Annotated in this window: 19 protein-coding genes; 17 read left to right on the forward strand and 2 right to left on the reverse strand. The window is 44.2% G+C overall.

What is annotated here, in order from left to right; all coding sequences use genetic code 11:
- Positions 1 to 104 precede the first annotated feature (104 nt).
- The 4 genes from QUF73_18840 (at position 105) to ftsZ (ending at position 4,375) form a co-directional block, all read left to right on the forward strand.
- Positions 105 to 962 carry a F0F1 ATP synthase subunit gamma gene (locus QUF73_18840; protein MDM5228183.1) on the forward strand — a complete coding sequence of 286 codons (858 nt, stop codon included), beginning with the start codon at positions 105 to 107 and terminating at the stop codon, positions 960 to 962.
- Between the two features lie 194 nt (positions 963 to 1,156).
- Entirely contained in the window at positions 1,157 to 2,578 is a 1,422-nt protein-coding gene (atpD, locus tag QUF73_18845) for a F0F1 ATP synthase subunit beta (protein MDM5228184.1), read from the forward strand.
- Between the two features lie 22 nt (positions 2,579 to 2,600).
- Complete coding sequence (locus QUF73_18850; GenBank protein MDM5228185.1) at positions 2,601 to 3,008, forward strand: F0F1 ATP synthase subunit epsilon; 408 nt, start codon at positions 2,601 to 2,603, stop codon at positions 3,006 to 3,008.
- Between the two features lie 209 nt (positions 3,009 to 3,217).
- Positions 3,218 to 4,375 carry a cell division protein FtsZ gene (gene ftsZ, locus QUF73_18855; protein MDM5228186.1) on the forward strand — a complete coding sequence of 386 codons (1,158 nt, stop codon included), beginning with the start codon at positions 3,218 to 3,220 and terminating at the stop codon, positions 4,373 to 4,375.
- A gap of 171 nt (positions 4,376 to 4,546) precedes the next feature.
- On the opposite strand, the gene QUF73_18860 is transcribed toward ftsZ, so the two are convergent.
- On the reverse strand, positions 4,547 to 4,735 hold the full coding sequence (locus tag QUF73_18860) for a hypothetical protein (protein ID MDM5228187.1): 189 nt from the start codon (positions 4,733 to 4,735) through the stop codon (positions 4,547 to 4,549).
- A 261-nt stretch (positions 4,736 to 4,996) separates the two neighbouring features.
- On the opposite strand from QUF73_18860, the gene QUF73_18865 reads away from it, so the two are divergent.
- The gene (locus tag QUF73_18865) at positions 4,997 to 5,227 is read left to right on the forward strand and encodes a hypothetical protein (GenBank protein ID MDM5228188.1); all 231 of its coding nucleotides are present in this window, start codon (positions 4,997 to 4,999) and stop codon (positions 5,225 to 5,227) included.
- Positions 5,228 to 5,289: 62 nt separating this feature from the next.
- Here QUF73_18865 and QUF73_18870 read toward each other — a convergent pair whose 3' ends face one another.
- Positions 5,290 to 6,006, reverse strand: coding sequence for a LysM peptidoglycan-binding domain-containing protein (locus tag QUF73_18870; protein ID MDM5228189.1), 717 nt, complete (start codon positions 6,004 to 6,006; stop codon positions 5,290 to 5,292).
- Between the two features lie 774 nt (positions 6,007 to 6,780).
- Between QUF73_18870 and QUF73_18875 the strand changes: the two genes are divergently transcribed.
- The 12 genes from QUF73_18875 to QUF73_18930 all read left to right on the forward strand — a co-directional run bounded on the left by QUF73_18875 (position 6,781) and on the right by QUF73_18930 (position 18,278).
- Positions 6,781 to 7,155, forward strand: a complete 375-nt coding sequence (locus tag QUF73_18875) for an NADH-quinone oxidoreductase subunit A (GenBank protein ID MDM5228190.1) — start codon at positions 6,781 to 6,783, stop codon at positions 7,153 to 7,155.
- Positions 7,146 to 7,658, forward strand: coding sequence for an NADH-quinone oxidoreductase subunit B family protein (locus tag QUF73_18880; GenBank protein ID MDM5228191.1), 513 nt, complete (start codon positions 7,146 to 7,148; stop codon positions 7,656 to 7,658). The genes QUF73_18875 and QUF73_18880 overlap by 10 nt, the downstream gene beginning before the upstream one ends.
- Positions 7,659 to 7,661: 3 nt before the next feature.
- Positions 7,662 to 9,041, forward strand: coding sequence for an NADH-quinone oxidoreductase subunit C (locus QUF73_18885; protein MDM5228192.1), 1,380 nt, complete (start codon positions 7,662 to 7,664; stop codon positions 9,039 to 9,041).
- A 3-nt stretch (positions 9,042 to 9,044) separates the two neighbouring features.
- Positions 9,045 to 10,145, forward strand: a complete 1,101-nt coding sequence (locus QUF73_18890) for an NADH-quinone oxidoreductase subunit D (GenBank protein ID MDM5228193.1) — start codon at positions 9,045 to 9,047, stop codon at positions 10,143 to 10,145.
- Positions 10,145 to 11,152 (forward strand): NADH-quinone oxidoreductase subunit NuoH, encoded by a 1,008-nt coding sequence (gene nuoH, locus QUF73_18895; GenBank protein MDM5228194.1) that lies wholly within the window; start codon positions 10,145 to 10,147, stop codon positions 11,150 to 11,152. The genes QUF73_18890 and nuoH overlap by 1 nt, the downstream gene beginning before the upstream one ends.
- Before the next feature lie 294 nt (positions 11,153 to 11,446).
- On the forward strand, positions 11,447 to 11,866 hold the full coding sequence (nuoI, locus tag QUF73_18900; protein ID MDM5228195.1) for an NADH-quinone oxidoreductase subunit NuoI: 420 nt from the start codon (positions 11,447 to 11,449) through the stop codon (positions 11,864 to 11,866).
- Entirely contained in the window at positions 11,863 to 12,384 is a 522-nt protein-coding gene (locus QUF73_18905; GenBank protein ID MDM5228196.1) for an NADH-quinone oxidoreductase subunit J, read from the forward strand. Before nuoI ends, QUF73_18905 begins: the two co-directional genes overlap by 4 nt.
- A complete protein-coding gene (gene nuoK / locus QUF73_18910) occupies positions 12,381 to 12,695 on the forward strand; it encodes an NADH-quinone oxidoreductase subunit NuoK (GenBank protein ID MDM5228197.1) in 315 nt (104 codons plus the stop codon). Before QUF73_18905 ends, nuoK begins: the two co-directional genes overlap by 4 nt.
- Positions 12,696 to 12,843: 148 nt before the next feature.
- Entirely contained in the window at positions 12,844 to 14,712 is a 1,869-nt protein-coding gene (nuoL, locus tag QUF73_18915) for an NADH-quinone oxidoreductase subunit L (protein ID MDM5228198.1), read from the forward strand.
- Complete coding sequence (locus QUF73_18920) at positions 14,709 to 16,226, forward strand: NADH-quinone oxidoreductase subunit M (GenBank protein MDM5228199.1); 1,518 nt, start codon at positions 14,709 to 14,711, stop codon at positions 16,224 to 16,226. Before nuoL ends, QUF73_18920 begins: the two co-directional genes overlap by 4 nt.
- Before the next feature lie 6 nt (positions 16,227 to 16,232).
- The gene (nuoN, locus tag QUF73_18925; GenBank protein MDM5228200.1) at positions 16,233 to 17,747 is read left to right on the forward strand and encodes an NADH-quinone oxidoreductase subunit NuoN; all 1,515 of its coding nucleotides are present in this window, start codon (positions 16,233 to 16,235) and stop codon (positions 17,745 to 17,747) included.
- Between the two features lie 279 nt (positions 17,748 to 18,026).
- Entirely contained in the window at positions 18,027 to 18,278 is a 252-nt protein-coding gene (locus QUF73_18930; GenBank protein ID MDM5228201.1) for a DUF1146 family protein, read from the forward strand.
- Positions 18,279 to 18,510 lie beyond the last annotated feature (232 nt).

Consider the following 18,510-nt stretch of genomic DNA (forward strand, 5'->3'; position numbering starts at 1 on the left):
AGCCCTGCAGGAAGGTGTACTTTCCTTCAGGAAGGGATTGGCTTATGACTCCAGGGGCTAGGCGCTACAGCTGGCCTAATCTTGAAAAAGGGTGGTGAGAACCTGTGGCATCATTACGCGATATAAAAAATCGTATTACTTCTACCAAGAAAACGAGTCAAATTACAAAAGCAATGCAGATGGTATCGGCTGCGAAAATGAATAAGGCAGAAATGAATGCAAAGTCATTCGTGCCTTACATGGAGAAAATCCAGGAAGTTACGGCATCCATCGCTTTGGGAAGCAAAGATGTATCACATCCAATGCTGACCAGCCGCCCTGTCAAGAAAACTGGTTACCTGGTAATCACGTCTGACCGCGGACTTGCGGGAGCTTATAACAGTAACGTTTTGCGAAATGTCTACCAGACGATTCAAAAGCGCCATAAATCACCGGATGAGTATGCAATCATTGCGATCGGACGTGTTGGCCGAGACTTTTTCAAAAAGCGCAATATGAACGTCATTCTGGATATCGTTGCCGTTGCAGACCAGCCGGCATTTGCTGAAATCAAAGATATTGCCAGCAAAACAGTTGGCATGTTCGCTGATGAGACATTTGATGAATTATATATGTACTACAGCCATTATGTCAGCGCGATTCAACAGGATGTAACAGAGAAGAAGCTTCTTCCGCTTACGGATATCTCCAGCTCGAAAAAGCTTACATCTTATGAGTTTGAACCTTCCGCTGAAGAAATTTTAAAAGTATTGCTGCCTCAATACGCTGAAAGCTTAATCTACGGAGCGCTTTTAGACAGTAAGGCAAGTGAGCATGCTGCAAGGATGACAGCGATGCAGAATGCAACGGATAACGCTAAAGACCTTATCAACTCATTAAGCTTAAGCTACAACCGTGCACGTCAGGCAGCCATCACGCAGGAAATTACCGAAATCGTCGGCGGAGCAGCCGCGTTAGAATAAAACGAAAAGCGGAAGCGCCTCGGTCAGCCCCGACAAGCATAAGACAAGCCCTGCAGGAAGGTGTTTTTTTCTTCCGAAAGGGATTGGCTTATGACCTCGAGGGGCTAGGCGCTGAAGCTAGACAAACGAAAAGCGGAGCTAGCAGGTGGGTTGCTGCCTGCTCTCCATCATGTAAAACGAACGGAGGGAAAAAGATGAACAAAGGACGCGTTCTTCAAGTTATGGGTCCGGTTGTTGACGTAAAGTTCGAAAGCGGTCAGCTTCCTGAGATCTATAATGCATTGACTGTTACAAATCCTGCGCGTAACGAATCTGAAGTTGACATCAACTTAACCCTTGAAGTTGCCCTTCATTTAGGTGATGATACAGTCCGTACCATTGCAATGTCTTCTACTGACGGCTTACAGCGCGGAAGTGAAGTTGTTGACACTGGTGCTTCAATCTCTGTACCAGTAGGTGATGTAACACTTGGGCGTGTATTCAACGTACTTGGTGAATCAATCGACTTAGATGCTGCAATCCCTGCAGATGCCCGTCGTGATTCTATCCACAGAGAGGCTCCTAAGTTTGAGCAGCTTTCTACTGAAGTAGAAATTCTTGAAACTGGAATTAAGGTAGTAGACCTTCTTGCCCCTTACATTAAAGGTGGTAAAATCGGTCTTTTCGGTGGTGCCGGTGTAGGTAAAACCGTATTAATCCAGGAGCTAATCAATAACATCGCTCAGGAGCATGGCGGTATTTCCGTATTCGCCGGTGTAGGTGAGCGTACTCGTGAAGGTAATGACCTTTATCATGAAATGACAGATTCAGGCGTTATCAAGAAAACAGCGATGGTATTCGGTCAGATGAACGAGCCGCCAGGAGCGCGTATGCGTGTAGCCCTGACTGGTTTGACAATGGCAGAATTTTTCCGTGATGACCAGGGACAGGACGTTCTTTTCTTCATGGATAACATCTTCCGTTTCACACAGGCAGGTTCAGAGGTATCAGCCCTATTAGGCCGTATGCCATCTGCCGTTGGTTACCAGCCGACACTTGCTACTGAAATGGGTAAATTACAGGAACGTATCACATCTACTAACGTAGGTTCTGTTACTTCCATCCAGGCGATTTACGTACCAGCCGATGACTATACAGATCCGGCTCCAGCTACAACTTTCGCCCACTTAGATGCAACAACTAACCTTGAGCGTAAGCTTTCTGAGATGGGTATCTACCCAGCGGTGGATCCGCTCGCTTCTACTTCCCGTGCATTATCACCGGAAATTGTTGGCGAAGAGCACTACTCAGTTGCACGCCAGGTACAGCAGACATTACAGCGTTACAGAGAACTTCAGGATATCATCGCGATCCTTGGTATGGATGAGCTTTCTGATGAAGACAAGCTAATCGTAGCACGTGCGCGCCGTATCCAGTTCTTCTTATCACAAAACTTCCACGTTGCTGAGCAGTTTACTGGCCAGCCAGGTTCATACGTACCGGTTAAAGAAACAGTTAAAGGCTTCAAAGATATTCTTGAAGGCAAGTATGACCACCTGCCAGAAGATGCATTCCGACTTGTCGGCCGAATCGAAGAAGTTATCGAGAGTGCTAAGAAAATGGGCGTAGAGGTCTAATTCTGGACCAGGAGGGTAAAAAATGAAGACGATTAAAGTCAGTGTTGTTACTCCCGATGGCCCGGTGTATGAATCAGATGTGGAAATGGTAAGCACAAAAGCTCAAAGCGGTGAGCTTGGAATTTTACCTGGACACATTCCAATGGTTGCACCGTTACAAATTGGAGCCGTTCGTTTAAAAAACGGCGGAAAAACTGATTTCGTCGCAGTAAGCGGCGGATTCCTGGAAGTTCGTCCGGAGCAGGTAACGATTTTAGCGCAATCTGCTGAGCAAGCAGATGAAATTGATGTAGAGCGTGCCGTTCGTGCGAAGCAGCGTGCTGAACAGCGCCTGAATGAGCAGAAGCGTGAAAACATTGATTTCCGCCGTGCAGAACTTGCACTGCAGCGTGCAATCAATCGTATCGAAGTTTCGGAAAGAAAGTTCTAATAAAACATCAACACCCCTGGCGTAGCTGGGGGTGTTTCTTTATAGTAATATTTACCACCTGAATTTTAAGAAAATTGCCCCAAAAAATAGATAAATCACTCGAATTCTTTCATATAGGCCTTTACAATAGAAGAGAGTAAACCTTTAAAGGGTTACTCTCTTTTTTAAAGCAATTATGCAAGTCTATTTGAATTAAAGGAGGAGCCGCAATGCTGGAGTTTGATACAAATATAGACCAATATGCTACGATCAAAGTCATCGGAGTCGGCGGCGGGGGAAACAACGCTGTAAACAGGATGATTGAACATGGAGTTGAGGGTGTAGAGTTTATTGCTGTTAATACAGACGGACAAGCTCTAAATCAATCAAAGGCAGAAGTAACCATGCAAATCGGTGCTACCTTAACAAGGGGCCTGGGAGCAGGGGCTAATCCTGATGTAGGCAGGAAGGCGGCGGAAGAAAGTGAAAGCCAGCTTCGTGAAGTATTGAAGGGTGCTGATATGGTATTCGTTACTGCCGGAATGGGCGGCGGGACTGGAACTGGTGCTGCTCCTGCCATTGCACGCATTGCCCGTGAGGTGGGCGCGCTGACAATTGGTGTGGTAACCCGCCCCTTCAAGTTTGAGGGCCGCAAGCGTGCAGCCAATGCAGATGCAGGCATTGAGGCCATGAAAAAAGCAGTCGATACGCTAATTATTATTCCGAATGATCGCTTATTAGAGATTATTGATAAGAAAACACCTATGCTTGAAGCGTTTATGGAAGCGGATAATGTCCTCCGCCAGGGTGTTCAAGGTATTTCTGACTTGATTGCCGTTCCTGGTTTAATCAACCTCGATTTTGCCGATGTTAAAACAGTTATGTCCCATAAAGGAACAGCGTTGATGGGGATTGGAATTGCCACTGGAGAGGACCGCGCGGCTGAAGCAGCGCGAAAAGCAATATCAAGTCCATTATTAGAAACGTCCATTAATGGAGCCCGCGGCGTTATAATGAATATTACAGGCGGAGCAAATATCAGCTTATATGAAGTCCAAGAAGCTGCAGATATCGTAGCTTCTGCTTCGGATGAAGAAGTGAATATGATTTTTGGCTCGGTCATTAATAATTCTCTGAAAGAGGAAATGATCGTAACAGTAATAGCGACTGGCTTCAATAACCAAGAAGAACCAAGGGTTAAACCAAGTTCTAAGCCTCCTGTCGAACAAGAATATGTTCATACATATCAGTATGCAGAAGAACCAACCAACCGACGTCCGGTTAGAGAACATCGGGAACAGGTTCAGGATGATTATCGGGTGCAGGCCGACCGGCAAGAAGAGTCACTTGACACGCCGGCATTCCTGAGAAACCGCAGAAGACGCTAATAATAAAAACAGGCTGCCTTCATGAAGAAGGGCAGCCTGTTTTTAGGTAACGGGTAATTTTTTAGGAGTTATTTATGGATGGTTGATATGTTGGTGGGTGAGTGGTTGATAGCTGCAATCCTTGATTGATACATGAAGAAAGGACAGGCGTAGGCCTGTCCTGGTAGTATTTCAATATTTTGTCTGGTCATATAGGGTTAACTGATCCAAATTCTTATGCACGGTTATGAGCTTTTTGAGAAGGCTCATGAATTTTTGTTTATCTTCAAAGGGAGTGACGTCGAGTTCTTTTTTAAGCTCATTGCTTTTTTTAACGAGCTCATCGAATTTTTGAATAACTGGGCAGTTGTTTTTAGTCATATGTATTTCTCCTAATTTAAGCTCTTGGGATAACTTTATCACAAAATATAATTTCAAAGGAAACAGCCATGTTTCATTTATATTAAAAACGAATGGCCTTTTTATCTAATTTAACTATTCTGTTAAAAGTGTCAGATTTTGTTGAAAACCGCAGAATAGAGTCATATATTAACAACATGTGCAAAGAACTATCGACAATCAAAATTATATATTTTTTTTTTTATAAAAGACAAGGTTTGAGAATACCAGGGGGTGATATCCTTGTCGACTGTATTATTTGGAACGATAGAATATTATGAAAGAGAGTTAATCAGCTATTTTACAAATAATCATATAAGCAGTAAAGATGATGCAACCATGAAAATATTCATCATGCTTGAAGCGGAAATATTCAAGGTCTTTCTATTTGACGAAGCGATCCGGATTAATTGTATGCAAAATCTTTTAAAAGCATTTTGCCGGGTGTCTGAAACATACTTGGTTAAAAAGTAGCCATTATAATGAATAGCGCAATTAAGAGGTCCCTGTGTGAGAGACCTCTTCGTTAATAGTATTTAATTCAGAATCGTAACTTTTACCTCTTTTCTTCCCCATTGCATGGCATCTGGTGCGGCAGGAATAAACACATCAATTTCATTTCCTTTAATTCCTCCGCCAATATCCTCGGCAGTAGCATAGCCGTATCCTTCTACAAATACTTTAGAACCCAAAGGAATTACGTCCGGATCCACCGCAATTACTTTTGCATCCGGGTTATCGATAAGATTTACTCCTGTTTTTGTAATGCCGATGCATCCTTCGCAGCTGGCTGTATAGGCAGTTGCAGTGACAGTAAGGCTTTTGCCCGCTTCAGCTGCAGGCTGTTCTGTGTTAGCAGCTTTTACTACTGTTTTAGGTTTTGTTTCCTTCGCTGAGCCATTTTTATAGATGATAAGCTCTAAACCAGGTTTAATAAGGTCTGAGTTCAGCTGATTCCATTTTTTAAGGTTATGTACATTAATACCGTATGTTTTGGCAATATTCCATAGCGTATCACCGGATTTTACTATGTATATTTCTTCAGGTGAAACATCGAGTTTATCATTCGGATGAATCAAATCACCAGTTAGACCATTCCAGTTTTTAATATCCTGAACGGACACTTCATGTTTTTGTGCTATGGACCACAGGGTATCCCCTTTGTTTACCGTTACTTCTTCTGCATATGCGCTCACACCTGCAGTACTCCAGATGGTTATAGCTGCGAGCAGATAATAAAAATACTTTTTCATATTAAACCTCCTAATAGCTTGGTTGACAATTTCTATGCTAGCACAGAAAATTCTGAGAAAAAGAACAGGGGAGTTATAATTCAATTACGCACATTTCAGGAAATTAACGAAGTAATGGCAAAACATAATAATGTTCATAATAGATGAACAAAAAGCATTAGAAATGGTCATATTTGATATATTTAATCCTTAAGATGGTTTAAATAGAAACTTTTGTATATGTTTTATATTCCAATATGCAAATACAGTAATATTGGTAGAACGGGAACTGACCGATAAATTGGAAAAGTGACTGATAAAAGAGCAGAACTAGCCGATAAAATACAATTCTGACCGATAAACGGTGAAAACTGACCGAAAACTTGAAGAACAAGGTTTTATTTTAAAAAACAGCATATATATAAGAAGTTACAGGATAAGGAGCTGCATTTTCTTTAGAGATAAAAAGATATATAAGTGAGCTGTTAATGAAAAATCTCCTAAGGTGTTAGATATCTCACTGACAAAGCAGTAAGTTTAATTTTTAATGGTAGATGAATATAAAGAAGAATTTAATGGATATTGACTGGAGGCAAGCTCATATAATCTAAGGAAGGTGAGTCACAGGCTTAAAACTGCGTATGGAAATTCTCTCTCGGCGCTCCGATTTGGCGCATAGTGAGAATTTCCAATAATAGTCTGAGGTTGTGTCGACACATGGGGGAGTAGGGTGTATAATGGTTACGGTTACATGTTTAAATGTTGTGAAAATTTTCAGCATTGGAGGGGATGGGCATGGAGCTTTGGAATTTATATCAGAATAACTATTTGATAGTTTTTGTGTTTTTGTGCCTGGGAGTTTTACTGCCTGTGGTGGCTTTGTTTTTGGGCAAGCTTTTGCGGCCTTATAAGCCATATGATACGAAGTATACCACATATGAGAGCGGGATTGAGCCATTCCATGATTCGAGGGTGCAGTTCAATGTCCGCTATTATATTTTTGCCCTGATGTTTGTCATTTTTGATGTAGAGACGGTATTTTTGTATCCGTGGGCTGTGGCCTATGAGAAACTTGGGATTTTTGCATTGATTGAGATGCTGATTTTTGTATTTATGCTAGTAATTGGACTTGTTTATGCATGGAAAAAGAAGGTGCTGAAATGGATTTAAAGTTGGATAATATTACACCAGAAGAAATGGAAGAACTGCAGCGTAATGTGTTTATGGCAACTTTGGAACAGATTAAAGCGTGGGCGCGAAGTAATTCATTGTGGCCAATGACCTTCGGGCTTGCTTGTTGTGCCATTGAAATGATGGGTGTAGGTTCATCACACTATGATTTGGATCGTTTCGGATCTTTTTTCCGTACATCTCCCCGTCAGTCTGATGTCATGATTGTATCAGGTACAGTGACAAAGAAAATGGCGCCAATTGTCCGCCGTCTGTATGATCAGATGCCTGAACCAAAATGGGTGATTGCAATGGGCTCCTGTGCAACTGCGGGCGGGCCATATGTTAAATCTTACTCAGTTGTAAAAGGGGTCGACCAGATTGTCCCTGTTGATGTATACATACCAGGATGCCCGCCGAACCCGGCAGCATTGATTTATGGAATAAATAAGCTAAAAGAAAAAATCCGTTATGAGGCTAAGACCGGGAAGAAGGTGATCTAACCTATGAGCGGAGAAAAAGATCTTGAACAGCTGAAAAAAGAAGCAGCAGCTAAAGCGAAGGCCGCTGCTCTAGCAAAGATGAAAGCGAAAGAGCAGGGTGAAGCGAAGGAAGAATCACCTGCAGAAGACATGGATCTGGCAAAGCAAAAAGCCGCCGCAGCCGCGAAGGCAAAGGCCGCTGCCCTAGCAAAGATGAAAGCGAAAGAGCAGGGTGAAGCAAAGGAAGAATCACCTGCAGAAGAAATGGATCTGGCAAAGCAAAAAGCCGCCGCAGCCGCGAAGGCAAAGGCCGCTGCCCTAGCAAAGATGAAAGCGAAAGAGCAGGGTGAAGCAAAGGAAGAATCACCTGCAGAAGAAATGGATCTGGCAAAGCAAAAAGCCGCCGCAGCTGCGAAAGCGAAGGCCGCTGCTCTAGCAAAGATGAAAGCGAAAGAGCAGGGTGAAGCGAAGGAAGAATCACCTGCAGAAGAAATGGATCTGGCAAAGCAAAAAGCCGCCGCAGCTGCGAAAGCGAAGGCCGCTGCTCTAGCAAAGATGAAAGCGAAAGAACAGGGTGAAGCAAAGGAAGAATCACCTGTGGAAGATATAGACATTGCCAAGCAAAAAGCAGCCGCCGCCGCAAAAGCAAAGGCCGCAGCAGCCGCGAAGGCGAAAGCCGCTGCTCAAGCAAAACAAGCTGGCGGGGATGACGAAAAAGCAAAAGCGATTGCAGCCGCAAAGGCTAAAGCAGCCGCTGCCGCAAAAGCAAAATTAGCTGCTGCAGGAAAAGCTGGCGGATCAGCTGATGATGAAAAGGCCAAGGCAATCGCGGCAGCGAAAGCAAAGGCCGCAGCTGCAGCCGCCGCAAAGGCTAAAGCAGCCGGAAGCAAGGCTGACACCGAACCAGCTGCAGAAAAAGCTCCATCAGTTAATCAGCCTTATCTTGATAAATATGTGAAGGTAATTGAAGAAAACCTTGGTGCTGACGTTCTTGAAGAGTACTATATTAATGATCTTTCCAAGGATGTGCCGACTTTGGTTGCCAAGGCTGAATCATATTTTAAATTGGCAGAATTCCTGAAATATAATGAACAACTTGGCTTTGATTACCTATCAGAGCTTCATGGCACTGATTTTGAGACCCATATGGAAGTGTATGCTCACTTATACTCATACAAAAAGCGTCAATCTGTTGCACTTAAGGTTAAAGTTGACCGCGATAAGCCCGAAATCGATTCTCTGCAGCCGTTATGGGCAGGAGCGGATTGGCCGGAATGTGAAACGTATGATTTGCTGGGCATCCAGTTCAAGGGACACCCTAACTTATATCGAATAATGCTTGGGGAAGACTGGATCGGGCATCCGCTGCGCAAAGACTATGAACCGTACGATGTGGAGGTGTAACCAATGCTGCGAACCGAAGAAATGCTATTGAATGTTGGACCTCAGCATCCAAGTACGCACGGTGTTTTCCGCCTTGTTCTGAAAATTGACGGTGAGATCATCAAAGAGGCGAAACCGGTCATCGGCTATTTGCACCGCGGAACGGAGAAATTGGCTGAAAACCTGCAGTATACACAAATTATTCCTTATACAGACCGAATGGACTATCTTGCCGCTATGACGAATAATTATATCCTTGTCCATGCCGTTGAAACGATGATGGACCTTAAAATTCCGGAACGGGCCGAATATCTGCGGGTAATTACCATGGAACTTGGCCGAATTGCCAGCCATCTCGTATGGTGGGGTACCTATTTGCTGGATATTGGAGCGACAAGTCCATTCCTTTATGCATTCAGAGAACGTGAAATGATTATCAATATGCTGAATGAAATATCCGGGGGCCGCTTAACGTTTAACTATATGCGTGTCGGCGGTGTAAAATGGGATGCTCCTGAAGGCTGGATTGATAAAGTAAGAGAGTTTATTCCCTATATGCGCGAACAGCTGAAAGGCTATCATCAGCTTGTAACAGGAAATGAAATTTTCATGAACCGTGTCAAAGGGGTAGGAAAGTATACGAAAGAGGATGCTTTAAACTACTCGCTGAGCGGTGCAAATCTCCGCTGCACAGGTGTGAAATGGGACCTCCGCAAAGATGAGCCATACTCCATCTATGACCGCTTCGATTTCGATGTTGCCGTTCAGGACGGAGGGGATGCTTGGGCCAGGTATCATGTGCGCATGCAGGAAATTGAAGAATCATTAAAGATCCTTGAACAGGCTGTTGAACAATTCCCTTCAGAAGGCGATATTCTGGCAAAAGTGCCAAAAATCATTAAAGCACCTAAAGGAGAAGCGTTTGTTAGAATCGAGTCTCCGCGGGGAGAAATCGGCTGCTATATCGCGAGTGATGGAAAGAAGGAACCATACCGGTTAAAATTCCGGAGACCATCATTCTATAATCTTCAAATTCTCCCTAAATTGCTTGAAGGCGAAAACATTGCGAACTTGATTGCTATTTTAGGGGCAATTGATATTGTCCTTGGGGAGGTGGACGGTTAATGGTAGAAGAACTTCTCTATTCCGAAGCAGGTTTGCTGAATTTCGGTATTTTCTTCTTGCTTGCCACCGTTTTGCTATTAGTCGTTTTGGGATTTGTTACTTACGCCATTCTGGCAGAACGTAAAGTCATGGGATTTATGCAGCTGCGCCATGGCCCGAATCAGGTCGGCGGACGCTGGGGGCTGCTGCAGACCGTTGCTGACGTATTAAAGCTTTTATTAAAAGAAGACACCATTCCTAAGCTAGCAGACAGGCCATTGTTCATACTCGCACCGGTCATTGCGTTTGCACCGGCATTTATGGTGCTGGCGACGATTCCTTTTACAGATAAACTTCAGTTTGCTGATATTGGAGTTGGGCTGCTGTATTACATTGCCATTTCCGGGCTGACAACTGTCGGTATTGTCACAGGAGCATGGGCTTCCAATAATAAATATGCTCTGCTTGGCGGAATGCGTGCCGCGGCCCAGATGATTTCTTATGAGATTCCGCTCGTTATGTCTGTATTAGGCATTATCCTTTTAACAGGCAGCTTAAACCTCAATGAGATCGTAGAAGCGCAAAAAAATGGCTGGTTCATCATTTGGCAGCCAATTGCTTTCATTGTATTCCTGATTGCTTCGACAGCGGAGCTGAACCGTGTTCCGTTTGACTTGCCTGAAGCAGAATCAGAGCTTGTCGCAGGTTTTCATGTTGAATATTCCGGCTTCCGCTGGGCGTTCTTCATGCTTGCGGAATATGTATATTTCTTTGCAATGGCTTCATTGACAACCGTCTTATTCCTTGGCGGATGGCTGCCGCTTCCGTTCCTGGAATTCATTCCGGGTGCCGTTTGGTTTGCGCTTAAGTTTACGGCTGTAATCTTTATCTTGGTTTGGTTCCGTGTGACATTCCCGCGCCTTCGTGCAGACCAGCTCATGGAATTTGGCTGGAAGGTTCTGCTGCCGGTTGCGCTTGCGAATATTTTCTTAACAGCTTTGCTGAAAGAATGGCTGAATATATTTTAATTGAGGACCGGCCGATAAAACTTCGAGAACTGTCTAGCTCCAGGCGCTTATCGGCTCGAGGTCATAAGCCAATCCGTCCAAAAGGTTAAAAAACAACCTTTTAGCCGGCTCGTCTTATGCTTGAGTCCCGCAGGACAAGGAAGGCCTTCGTCAGCATAAACATCGCACGACCGAAAGCGACAGCTTTTGAGAGGATGCGGATCATGCAGACGTTGCCACAGGACGTGGCGGTTTTAGTCTGCGTTCCTTAATAAGCGGGCGCCTTCCGCATTACTAAACAAGGGGTGAAAAAACATGCTTGGTTTAGCGAAAGGATTATCGTATACCCTAAAAAACCTGACACGCAAAAAGGTGACCTATGACTATCCGAATGAACCGCTTCCGCTACCGGACCGGTTCAGGGGAATTCAAAAGTTCTATCCGGAAAAATGCATCGTGTGCAATCAGTGTGCAAATATTTGTCCAACGGATTGCATCCAGCTGACAGGCAAAAAACATCCGGACCCTGCCAAGAAGGGGAAAATCATTGATACCTATGATATCAACTTCGAAATTTGCATCCTTTGCGACTTGTGTACAGAGGTCTGCCCAACCGAAGCAATTATCATGACCAATAATTTTGAACTGGCGGAATTTAGCCGTGATGAGCTGTTTAAAAATCTTGAATGGCTTGATGAAAATGATGAAAATATACGGAAGGTGAATAAAGCATGACGTTTTCAGGTGAGTTTTTAGCGTTTATGTCTCTAGCTTTAGTTGCGGTCATCGGCGGCGTGCTTTTATTGAACCTTACCAAAGTCGTGCATATGGTTGTCGCTCTTGTATTTACATTTGTAAGCATCGCCGGAATTTACGTGCTGCTTTCAGCTGAATTCCTGGCTGCGGTCCAGATCTTGATTTACTCTGGAGCGATTACCATCATCATGCTGTTTGGAATCATGCTGACACGCCATAACGATACAAGCGAGCCCAAAACCGGACGCTGGCGTAAGCTGTTATTATTCCTGGGTGTGCTTGGTTTTGCTTTCGCAGTCTACATCGGGATTTATAATCTCGATTTGCCGTCAGCGCCGAATGACCTTCATGTCAATAATACAGAGCAAATCGGAATTGAGCTTTACTCAAAATTCATTATTCCGTTTGAAGTAACATCTGTCCTATTATTGGTCGCTTTGATTGGTTCCATTGTTCTGGCCAAAAAAGACGATGAAAAGGAGGCAGAAAAGGAATGAGTACAGTTCCCGTTCAAGCTTATCTGGCATTGGCACTAATCCTCTTCTGCATTGGTCTGTATGGTGCCTTGACTAAGCGCAATACTGTGATTGTCCTGATCTCAATCGAACTGATGCTGAATGCAGTAAATATTAATCTTGTGGCATTCAGCAAATTTGGCATCACACCGTCCATTACGGGACAGATTTTTACGCTATTTGTCATTGCGGTTGCCGCAGCAGAAGTGGCAGTAGGTATAGCAATCCTGATTTCACTTTACCGAAACAAAAAGAGCGTTAACATTGATGAAATGGATGCCATGAAGCACTAAAGACACTTTTAAAAATGCAGCCGGACTGGCTCATACTAGAGAAAAGAATAGGCGGCCATACCTGGCAATGCCTTTATGGACCTGGTTCATAAGGTCCCAATCTGACACGCTGTGCTATGAGGTGTGTTCAAAAAAGGGGATTGTGATAATGATGGAGAATGCATGGATCATACCGCTTTTCCCGCTTTTATCGTTTTTGTTCCTTATTTTATTCGGCAAACGGCTAAAAGAAGCGAGTGCATATATAGGAATTCTGTTTACCCTGGCATCGCTTGTCTATTCAATATTGGTGCTATTTGACCGGTTTTCGGCACCAACTTATAAAGCAGAAGGCGTTTGGCTGACTATAGGGGATGTACAGTTAACAGCGGGTTTTGAAGTTAATCAGTTAAATGCACTGATGCTGGTGATTGTATCACTTGTCAGTTTTCTGGTACATACGTATTCGAAAGGCTATATGCAGGGTGATGACCGTTTCCCTGTTTTCTATGCCTATTTAGGTTTATTTACATTTGCGATGCTGGGCCTTGTCATCTCGCCTAATCTGCTTCAGACGTACTTCTTCTGGGAGCTTGTCGGACTTGGTTCCTTCTTGCTGATCGGTTTCTATTTTTACAAAGAGGAAGCAAAGGCAGCGGCTAAAAAAGCATTTATCATGACCCGTATTGGAGACGTCGGCCTTTTGATCGGAATGATTCTATTATTCTGGCAGGCTGGCAGCTTTGAGTATGATGAAATTTTTGCAGCTGTTGAAGCTGGTGCCATTTCGGGCACAATGATTACGTTAACAGCCATTCTTATTTTTGTAGGGGCTGTCGGTAAATCGGGCCAGTTCCCGCTGCATACCTGGCTTCCAGACGCAATGGAAGGACCGACGCCGGTCTCCGCATTAATCCATGCAGCGACAATGGTAGCGGCTGGTGTGTATTTAGTGGCAGCGCTGTTCCCGCTGTTTGCAGCAAGTGAAACAGCATTGATGACAGTTGCTGTAATTGGGGCGTTCACAGCCATTTTTGCGGCAAGCATCGGCCTGGTCCAAAAGGATATTAAGCGGGTGCTCGCTTATTCAACCGTCAGCCAGCTTGGCTATATGATGCTGGCGCTGGGTTCTGCCGGATATGTAGCCGGTGTATTCCATTTAATGACACATGCCTTTTTCAAGGCCTTGCTGTTTCTTGCAGCCGGAAGTGTCATCCACGCGGTTCATACACAGAATATTGAACATATGGGCGGATTATGGAAAAAGCTGCGCGTGACTGGCCCTCTATTCCTGATTGGGACACTGGCGATCAGCGGGGTTCCATTATTTTCAGGATTCTTCAGTAAAGATGAGATTTTAATTGCTGCCTGGGCACATGGAAATACAGTGCTGTTCTGGCTAGCGGTGATTGCTGCGTTCTTTACGGCATTTTATATGTTCCGTCTGTTCTTTATGGTTTTCGCTGGTGAAGCAAGAACCGATATGAAAAATGTTCACGAGTCGCCTAGTGTTATGACGGTGCCGATGGTGGTCCTAGGGGTGCTGGCTGTAGTGGCTGGGTATGTGAATACGCCATGGTTTGGTACGTTTCTTGGTGATTGGCTCGTGGAAGATAACCATGCTCTGGGCCATGGCCATATTGAGGGGCCTGCATGGATAATGATTGTCGCCACTGCTGTATCCCTGCTTGGAATTTTCCTTGCCTGGCTAATGTACGGCAAACGCTCGCTTTCCCGTGACTGGCTTACAAGCAGGATGCCACTTTCATACAGCGTTTTGTACAATAAATACTATATAGATGAATTCTATTCTCTGACAGTGGTGAATGGAGCGAAATTCATTAGCTCATTCCTGCGCTTCCTGGAAGTGTTCCTGGTTGAAGGACTTGTAAAGAGCGTAACTGGAATCACGTCTGCCCTCGGAAGACTTGGTTCTAAATTTCAAAATGGCCAGATTCAGACTTACGGAACAGTGGCGTTTGTCGGGCTTGCTATTTTAGTAGTCATCTATGCGTTTACAGGGGGGTACTTAAAATGAATTTAGCTTATTTTCTATCCATTTTAGTTTTCTCCCCGCTGCTTGGTATTTTAGTATTATCATTCCTGCCGAAAACACAGGAATCATTGATCAAGACTGTTGGTTTCCTGGCTACCATTCCGGCACTGGTATTGGCGCTGATAGCCTATTTTCAATACCGGGCAGGTGCAAGCCTGGAACAGCTGAATGAAAAAGTCAGCTGGATTCAGTTTGGAGATTCCGGCCAGCTGGGCAACCTTTTTTCCATTGATTATGAACTGGGGCTGGATGGATTTTCATTAATCATGGTGGTGCTCACAGCTGTGCTATCCACACTGGCAGCTATTGCTTCTATTCATATTAAAAAAGAATGGAAGGGCTACTTCATGCTTTTCCTGCTGCTTGAAGTCGGCATGCTTGGTGTATTTGCGGCTGAAAACATGATTCTTTTCTTTATTTTCTTTGAAATCACTTTGATTCCGACCTTCTTCCTGATCGGGAAATGGGGTTACTTTGAAAAGGAAAATGCAGCATACAGCTTCCTGATCTATAACGGACTCGGATCTGCTGTTCTGCTGATTGTTATTATGGTGCTGTTTGCCCGTACTGGCACAGCTAATATCGATGCTTTGATGGCCGCGATGAACGCGGATAATCCGCAGCTGGTTGCGCCAATCTCTGAAAATATGAAAATGGGCATGCTGATTGCGCTTTTAATTGCATTTGGTGTGAAGCTTCCTATATTCCCGCTGCATAGCTGGATGGTAAGGGTGCACGTACAAGCTCCGCCATCAATCGTCATGCTGCACGCCGGGGTGCTTTTGAAAATAGGGGCATTCGGTTTAATCCGCTTCGGCATGGGAATATTTCCTGAGCAATTCCAAAGCCTTGCTGTATGGCTGGCGGTCCTCGGAGTCGTGAATTTACTGTACGGAGCCTTTCTGGCGTTTGTTCAGACCGATTTTAAAATGGTGCTTGCCTACTCCTCTATTTCCCACATGGGAATCGTTTTAATCGGGTTAGGCGCATTAAATGAGGCAGGAATCCAGGGGGCGATTTTCCAGGTTGTTTCTCACGGCTTAATCGCAGCACTTTTATTCTTCCTTGTCGGTGTTTTTTATGAACGCGTTCAAACCTCCAATATTCAAAATCTCGGCGGTCTGGCAAAAGGGATGCCGATTACAGCAGGCTTCCTGCTTGCAGGGGCTATGGCCTCACTTGGCCTGCCTGGCATGTCAGGGTTTGTAAGTGAATTTATGGCCTTCCTTGGCCTGTTTAAAGAAATGCCGGTTCTTGCTGCAGTCGGTACTATCGGAATCATTATGACAGCTGTTTACCTGCTTCGCGCGGTACTGGGCATCACATACGGCAAAGCGCATAGAGACTTTGCCGGCGTAACGGATATGAAAAAGTTTGAGTTTGTGCCTGTCCTGGTCTTAGTCGGCTTAATTGTCCTGATTGGTGTTTATCCAAGTGTACTGAGTGAACCGCTGACATCTACACTTGAAACGATCATGCTAGGGATAGGAGGGTGATGAAGGATGGATCTCGAAACATTATTATCTTATGAATGGGGCATTATGACACCGGAGTTCATCATCCTTGGTGTTGCGACCGCTCTTTCACTAATGGATTTATTTATGCCGAAAACACAAAGCCGGAAAATTCTCGGCTGGGTCGGTTTTGCTGGAATTCTGGCAGCGCTTGTTTCCTTACTGGGCCTTATCGGACATGGACCGGAATCCATTTTGCTTGATACGTTCAGGCTTGATTCCTTTGCAAAAGCTTTTAAGCTGCTGCTTTTGATCGGATCGGCAATGGTACTGCTGATTGCCATTGGCTATGAGCCAAATGAAGGATTGGAAGAATTCAGGGGGGAATTTTTCTATCTCTTCATGGCCGCATTGCTTGGAGCGATGATCATGTCTTCAAGCGGAGACTTAATTACCCTGTTTGTGGGACTTGAGCTTCTATCCATCTCGTCCTATATTCTGGCAGGCATGAGAAAAAGAAATCTGCATTCAAATGAATCTGCCATGAAATATGTGATAAATGGCAGTATCGCCACAGCGATCACTTTGTTTGGAATGAGTTATGTATACGGTTTAACTGGAACTACGAACTTAAAGGAAATGGCCGGATTTTTGACATCTGTCTATAACGAGCAGCATATTTACCTGCTTGGCCTTGCGTTCTTTATGATTGTGGTTGGGCTATCCTTTAAATTGGCAGCAGCACCGTTTCATATGTGGGCGCCTGATGTGTACCAGGGCGCACCTACACCTGTAACAGCTTTTTTAAGTGTAGTTTCCAAAACAGCCGGGTTCATAATCATTATTCGCATCCTGTTCTCAATCTTTGCGAATGCACCATCCGGTGATGCACAGGGGCTGCCAATGATTCTTGCTCTCCAGGATTACATTGCCTTCCTGGCCGGAGCCACGATGATTATTGGGAACCTGATTGCGTTAAGGCAGCGGAATATCAAGCGTTTGTTTGCCTATTCCAGTATCGCTCAGGCTGGTTATCTGCTAGTCGTCATTGCGAGCATGTCACTGTTCATGTTTGATACACTCTGGTTCTACCTGGGAGCCTACCTATTCATGAACTTGGGTGCGTTTGCAATCATCCAGCATGTGACACATAAATCGGGCTCTGAAGATATCAGCCAATTTGCGGGATTATACCGACGCGCGCCGTTTCTGGCCATTGCTATGGCCATCTTCCTGCTGTCACTTGCCGGAATTCCGGGAACAGCCGGGTTTATTGGCAAACTGAATATCTTTATGGGTGCCTTAGTGCCGAATGAAGGCCATTATGTATTGGTATCGATTATGATTGCGACAACAGTCGTTTCATACTTCTATTACTTCGGCGTAATGGTGCAGATGTTCTTCAGGCCGGCAGCTGATACAGGAAAGGTTAAGATCCCAGCTGCATTAACAGCTGTTATCGGCATCAGCCTAGCAGCAACCATCCTGTTTGGAGTGGCACCGAATATCGCGTTTGACTTCCTGCAGGGCAATTTCAACCAGTTTACTGATTTCTTTCAATAAAGTAAAATCGCTTTTTAAAATGTGGATTTTAAAAAGCTGTACCAAAAAGGGGACAAAAATAGGAGGGGAAATTTTCCCCTTCTTTTTGTTTGCCCCTGTTTACACTTCGTGTTTTTTCGACAATTCGATATAATGGACTTACAAACTGCGAAAAAGAAAGAAACTTAATTTTCAAAAAATATCCAGTTATGAAACTTACCTGATAGTATAAACGTCAAATGGTATTGTAGCGCACAAAACAGGTAAGCGACGTGGCAAACTTTTAAGGGAGGGAAGAAGATGATATCAGGATTTGGGCAGCAGGCACTTATCAGCATTATGTCTCATCTGGTGTTTATTGCGCTGGCCTGGTGGGCGCTTCAGGCATTGCGGTTTGAGACCCTTTTACGGGCGAATCATGTTTTTCAGGCACGTGTATTGTATGTTCTGCTTTCCATTGTAATTGGATCAGCCGTTAGCAACTTCTTTCTCGACTATCTTTTATGGTCCCAGCAGCTTCCGCTTATATTGCAGAACATCACCTTTCTTTAGATGATGCATTTGATGGCCATATTTTTTATAAATATAGGTCTTCATACATGTTTTCAATTTGACAATTATTGAGTAAAATCTTTTTGTTGCTTGTTTTCCTGCATACATACTAGTTTGTGAAATGGTTTTCAAAGTATGCAAAAAAGGCAGGAATAGCATCATAATTAACAGTGATTTGCTGCCTTTTCAGTTTGTCAAAAAGTGACGACAATTCCCAAGTATGCTCACTCTA

This window comes from Cytobacillus sp. NJ13 (assembly GCA_030348385.1).
Classification (GTDB): Bacteria; Bacillota; Bacilli; order Bacillales; family Cytobacillaceae; genus Cytobacillus.

Coding starts and splice junctions, on each gene's coding strand:
- atpD (MDM5228184.1), top strand. CDS start 1,157: ATGAACAAAGGACGCGTTCTTCAAGTTATGGGTCCGGTTGTTGACGTA.
- QUF73_18850 (MDM5228185.1), top strand. CDS start 2,601: ATGAAGACGATTAAAGTCAGTGTTGTTACTCCCGATGGCCCGGTGTAT.
- ftsZ (MDM5228186.1), top strand. CDS start 3,218: ATGCTGGAGTTTGATACAAATATAGACCAATATGCTACGATCAAAGTC.
- QUF73_18860 (MDM5228187.1), bottom strand. CDS start 4,735: ATGACTAAAAACAACTGCCCAGTTATTCAAAAATTCGATGAGCTCGTT.
- QUF73_18870 (MDM5228189.1), bottom strand. CDS start 6,006: ATGAAAAAGTATTTTTATTATCTGCTCGCAGCTATAACCATCTGGAGT.
- QUF73_18875 (MDM5228190.1), top strand. CDS start 6,781: ATGGAGCTTTGGAATTTATATCAGAATAACTATTTGATAGTTTTTGTG.
- QUF73_18880 (MDM5228191.1), top strand. CDS start 7,146: ATGGATTTAAAGTTGGATAATATTACACCAGAAGAAATGGAAGAACTG.
- QUF73_18885 (MDM5228192.1), top strand. CDS start 7,662: ATGAGCGGAGAAAAAGATCTTGAACAGCTGAAAAAAGAAGCAGCAGCT.
- QUF73_18890 (MDM5228193.1), top strand. CDS start 9,045: ATGCTGCGAACCGAAGAAATGCTATTGAATGTTGGACCTCAGCATCCA.
- nuoH (MDM5228194.1), top strand. CDS start 10,145: ATGGTAGAAGAACTTCTCTATTCCGAAGCAGGTTTGCTGAATTTCGGT.
- nuoI (MDM5228195.1), top strand. CDS start 11,447: ATGCTTGGTTTAGCGAAAGGATTATCGTATACCCTAAAAAACCTGACA.
- QUF73_18905 (MDM5228196.1), top strand. CDS start 11,863: ATGACGTTTTCAGGTGAGTTTTTAGCGTTTATGTCTCTAGCTTTAGTT.
- nuoK (MDM5228197.1), top strand. CDS start 12,381: ATGAGTACAGTTCCCGTTCAAGCTTATCTGGCATTGGCACTAATCCTC.
- nuoL (MDM5228198.1), top strand. CDS start 12,844: ATGATGGAGAATGCATGGATCATACCGCTTTTCCCGCTTTTATCGTTT.
- QUF73_18920 (MDM5228199.1), top strand. CDS start 14,709: ATGAATTTAGCTTATTTTCTATCCATTTTAGTTTTCTCCCCGCTGCTT.
- nuoN (MDM5228200.1), top strand. CDS start 16,233: ATGGATCTCGAAACATTATTATCTTATGAATGGGGCATTATGACACCG.
- QUF73_18930 (MDM5228201.1), top strand. CDS start 18,027: ATGATATCAGGATTTGGGCAGCAGGCACTTATCAGCATTATGTCTCAT.